Raw genomic sequence first — 4232 nt, 5'->3', positions numbered from 1 at the left:
CCCCGCGGCCCCGGCGGGCCCGGCGGCCCCGGCGGCACGGCACCGCGGTACATCCCACGGCAGACCCGCACGATCGCCCCCGAGCCGACGGCGTGGCGGATCTCGGCCTCGCTCATCCTCGCGGCGAGCAGCTCAGAGCGCCGCACGGGCGTCGTACCGGGCAGAAAGGTCCATGCCCCGACCCTGCCCCGCAACACCCCGGCCGACGCCCCCGAACGAACCCTGTGGATAAACTCCCCGCAATGTGGACAACCACGTCCCACAGGGGTTCCGGCGTCCCACACGGGATCGGATCCCGTGTGGGACGTCGGACTCCGTGTGGGACCGGGTCAGGAACCGGGTGGGAAGACTCGGGCGGTGGTGAGGGCATCGGCGAGGGTTCGGAACTGGTCCTCCGACGCCGAGCCGGTCACCAGGACGCGGACCTCGGGACGGCCGGGCAGCGTCGCGAACCGGAAGGGCTCGCCGCCCTCGGCGCCGAGACCTCCCAGGTCAGGCCGCCCGCCTGCACGGTGCCGCGCATCGTCGGGGGGCCGTCGCCGCGGCCCGCGGAGCCGGACTCGGTGGCGAGGACGCCCTCGACCGACCCGTCGGTCTGGACAGGCTCAGGAAGTCCGCGTCGGGGGTGACGAAGCCGATGCGCACGGCGGGTGCCGCCGCCCCTCGACCGGGCCACGATCGGTGGAGTTGGCCCACCCGGAACGGCACGTCCGGCAGCCGCAGCCGCGGAAGGTCGAGCCGCGGGCGTACTCGGCGATCCGGGCCGGGGCGTCGACGCTGGGCGCCGACGCGGCGTCCTCGGCCGGGCCGCCGGGCGAGAACGAGCACGACCCGCCGACCGAGAAGATCAGCAGGGCGACCGGGACGAGGATCAGACAGGCCCAGATATCAGGTCGCGCACCCGACGCGTCGCCGCGGCCGGGCTTGTGCATCGCCTGCGGGCCGGCCTCCGGGATCCGGGGGTCACCGGCGGCGGCTGCGGCCGTCCGGCCCGGGGCCGCACCGCGGGCGCGGCGGCCGGAGCCCGGGCCGCAGCGGGAGCCGCCGTCCGAGTCCGCAGCCGCAGCCGGGTCCGCGGCTGGGGAAACAGGCGCGGCCGTGGTCAGGGGCCGCCGGGTTCGGGGCCGCCGGGGGACCCGCCGGGCTCCGAGGCCTCCCGGGCGCTCCGAGGACGGCTTTCTCCGGGTCAGGTCGTGCGCTCACGTGTCCATCGTCCCAGGCATGGCGTCGGTCGCTCATCACTGCTCCCCGGCGCCCCACGTGCGAGAATCGCCGGGCGCCTCCCCGTACGCCGGTCACCACCCCGGGCAGGGACGTCGCCGACGAGCACGCCGCCCGTGAATGGAGACGTATCCGTGAGCCAGTCCGCCAGCCCCCGCCGCCCCCCGCCGTCGTGAGGCGCCCGACCGCAACCTGGCGGATGGAGCTGGTCCGGGTCACCGAGGCCGCCGCCATGGCCGCGGGGCGCTGGGTCGGCAAGGGCGACAAGAACGGTGGCGACGGCTGGCCGCCGTCGACGCCATGCGCCAGCTCATCTCGTCGGTGTCGATGCGCGGTGTCGTCGTCATCGGCGAGGGCGAGAAGGACGAGGCCCCGATTGCTGTTCAACGGCGAGGAGGTCGGGAACGGCGAGGGCCCGTTCTGCGACGTCGCCGTCGACCCCATCGACGGCACCACGCTGATGGCCAAGGGGCATGCCGAACGCGCTCGCGGTGCTCACGCCGTCGCCGAGCGCGACGCGATGTTCGACCCGTCCGTCGGTGTTCTACATGGAGAAGATCCGCGGTCGGCCCGGATCGGCCGACGTCATCGACATCACCGCGCCGGTCGCGGAGAACATCCGCCGGGTCGCGCGGGCCAAGGAGACCGACGTCGCCGACGTGACGGTCTGCGTGCTCGACCGCCCGCGACACCCGAGTCAGATCCGTCGCGACGAGATCCGCGAGCCGGCGCCCGGATCTCCTTCATCTCCGACGGCGACGTCGCCGGTGCCATCGCCGCGGCACGTCCCAACTCGGGCGTGGACATGCTCTACGGCGTCGGCGGCACCACGGAGGGGATCATCACCGCGGCCGCGCTCAAGTGCATGGGCGGCGAGATCCAGGGCCGCCTCTGGCCCACCGACGACGCCGAGCGGGAGAAGGCCCTCGCCGCGGGCCACGACCTCCTCGACAAGGTCCTGACCACCGCCGAGCTTCGTGCGCGGCGAGAACGTCTTCTTCTGCGCCACCGGCATCACCGACGGCCCGCTGCTGCGCGGCGTCCACTACCGGGGGCGGGGCGCGACCCACCAGTCGATCGTGATGCGGTCCAAGTCCGGCACGGTGCGGCTGATCGACGGCTACCACCGCCTCACCAAGCTGCGCGAGTTCTCCTCCGTCGACTTCGACGGCGGCGTGGAGGGCGAGGCCCCGCCGCTGCCGTGAGGTTAGGCTCACTTAACACTGCGGGACGGGTCGCGGAGGAGTAGACCTTCGCCCATGAGCGAGGACTTCGCATCGAGCAACGACACCATGGGCGAGGTTCCGGGTCCCGCCGACGCGCTGTGGCGGGCCCAGACCCAGCGCGCGGTGGAGAACTTCCCGATCTCCGGCCGCGGCCTGGAGCGCGCCCAGATCCGCGCGCTCGGCCTGGTCAAGGCGGCCGCGGACCGGGTGAACGGCGAGCTGGGCGTACTGGACGACGACCGGGCCCGCGCGATCGCCACGCGGCCGGCCGACGAGGTGGCCGCGGGCGGGCACGACGACCACTTCCCGGTCGGACGTCTTCCAGACGGGCTCCGGCACGTCGTCGAACATGAACGCCAAACGAGGTGATCGCCTCGCTGGCCGCCCGCGCCGGCACGGACGTGCACCCGAAACGACCACGTCAACGCCTCGCAGTCGTCGAACGACGTCTTCCGACGACCTCCACCTCGCCGCCACCGAGGCGCTGGCGACCGAGGTCGTCCCGGCGCTGGAGCACCTCGAGGCCGCGCTGCGCCGCCGCGCCGCGGACTGGTCGGAGGTCGTGAAGGCCGGCCGCACCCACCTGATGGACGCCGTCCCGATCACCCTCGGCCAGGAGGGGGTGGCTGGGCCAGCCAGGCCGGCTACGGCGCGGACCGCGGCCGCGACGCGCTGCCCCGCTCGCCGTCCTGCCGATCGGCGCGGGACCGCGGTCGGCACCGGGCTGAACGCGCCGGACGGGTTCGGCGCCGCCGTCGTCGCGAAAGCTGCGCGAGACCACCGGTCTGGAGCAGCTCGCCGAGGCCGCCGACCACATCGAGGCCCAGGGCTCGCGTGACGGCCTGGTCGAGGCCTCCGGCGCGCTGCGCACCGTCGCCGTGTCGCTCTACAAGATCGCCAACGACCTGCTGGCTGTCGTCCGGACCGCGGACCGGCTGGGCCGAGATCCACCTGCCGGACCTGCAGCCGGGCAGCTCGATCATGCCGGGCAAGGTCCAACCCGGTGATCTGCGAGGCCACGATGATGGTCTGCGCCCAGGTCATGGGCAACGACGCGTGCGTCGGCTTCTCCGGCAGCCAGGGCAACCTGGAGCTGAACGTGATGATGCCGGTGATGGCGCGCAACGTGCTGGAGTCCGCGCGACTGATCGCGAACGTGGCGCGGCTGCTCGCCGACAAGGTCGTCGACGGGATGGAGGCCGACTCGAGCGCACCCGCGAGTACGCCGAGTCCTCGCCGTCGATCGTCACCCGCTGAACTCGAAGATCGGCTACGAGGAGGCGGCGGCCATCGCGAAGCAGGCGCTGAAGGAGCGACGGGACCATCCGCGAGGTCGTGATCGAGCGCGGGCACGTGGCGAACGGGACGCTCACCGAGGCCGAGCTGGACCGCGCCCTGGACGTGCTGGCGATGACCCGCGGCGAGAAGCGCTCCTGACCCGGCTGCGCCCGGTCACCGGCCGGGCGCACCGGGTTCAGTCCACCCGCTTCATCTCCGGTCCCCGTTCGTTCCACATCCGACGGACACTGTGTGAGCGCCAGTCGATCACTTTCACTCGAACGGACCGCATCATGGCCGACCAGCGCTTCGCGTACGTCCCCGTGCACGATCTGCGCACCGGTCGCGTCGCCGGGGTCGAGGTGGTGCCCGCGCCAGCAGCACGACGCGGTGGCCGTCGTGGCCGCGACCGCGGCTGGGACGCCCGCCGGATCGCCGAGCTCGACGCGGGTACCGCGGTCTCGGCGGTCGCGTCGGCCCGCGCGCACGGCGGCACGGTCCCGATCC

General features: G+C 73.6%; 5 protein-coding genes and 2 pseudogenes. 6 read left to right on the top strand and 1 reads right to left on the bottom strand.

Features of this window, described 5'->3' with window-relative positions:
* Positions 1-605: 605 nt before the first annotated feature.
* The gene (locus tag KPL57_RS62615; RefSeq protein WP_226359148.1) at positions 606-932 is read right to left on the bottom strand and encodes a hypothetical protein; all 327 of its coding nucleotides are present in this window, start codon (positions 930-932) and stop codon (positions 606-608) included.
* Between the two features lie 481 nt (positions 933-1413).
* On the opposite strand from KPL57_RS62615, the pseudogene glpX reads away from it, so the two are divergent.
* The 6 genes and pseudogenes from glpX to KPL57_RS62595 all read left to right on the top strand — a co-directional run.
* Positions 1414-2426 (top strand): annotated as a pseudogene (gene glpX, locus KPL57_RS62610) (class II fructose-bisphosphatase).
* Positions 2427-2480: 54 nt separating this feature from the next.
* Entirely contained in the window at positions 2481-2816 is a 336-nt protein-coding gene (locus tag KPL57_RS68870) for a lyase family protein (protein ID WP_264200048.1), read from the top strand.
* Positions 2797-3285: a lyase family protein gene (locus KPL57_RS68865; RefSeq protein WP_264200047.1), complete on the top strand. Its 489-nt coding sequence runs from the start codon at positions 2797-2799 to the stop codon at positions 3283-3285. The genes KPL57_RS68870 and KPL57_RS68865 overlap by 20 nt, the downstream gene beginning before the upstream one ends.
* A pseudogene (locus KPL57_RS68860) lies at positions 3215-3392 on the top strand (lyase family protein); the annotation flags it as partial. The gene KPL57_RS68865 and the pseudogene KPL57_RS68860, both read left to right, overlap by 71 nt.
* Before the next feature lie 58 nt (positions 3393-3450).
* Positions 3451-3786: a hypothetical protein gene (locus KPL57_RS62600; RefSeq protein WP_226359149.1), complete on the top strand. Its 336-nt coding sequence runs from the start codon at positions 3451-3453 to the stop codon at positions 3784-3786.
* Positions 3787-4018: 232 nt separating this feature from the next.
* Positions 4019-4232, top strand: a 214-nt coding sequence (locus KPL57_RS62595; protein ID WP_374203978.1) for a hypothetical protein, incomplete at its 3' end; no start/stop codon positions are given.

The sequence above is a fragment of the Pseudonocardia sp. ICBG601 genome (genome assembly GCF_020496245.1).
Note: the sequence above shows the minus strand (reverse complement) of the source record. Positions and strands in the feature narration are given on the sequence as shown.

What these genes read in the sequence shown, in the direction of transcription:
- KPL57_RS62615 (WP_226359148.1), bottom strand. Translation starts at nt 932, where the DNA reads ATGCACAAGCCCGGCCGCGGCGACGCGTCGGGTGCGCGACCTGATATC.
- KPL57_RS68865 (WP_264200047.1), top strand. Translation starts at nt 2,797, where the DNA reads ATGAACGCCAAACGAGGTGATCGCCTCGCTGGCCGCCCGCGCCGGCAC.
- KPL57_RS68870 (WP_264200048.1), top strand. Translation starts at nt 2,481, where the DNA reads ATGAGCGAGGACTTCGCATCGAGCAACGACACCATGGGCGAGGTTCCG.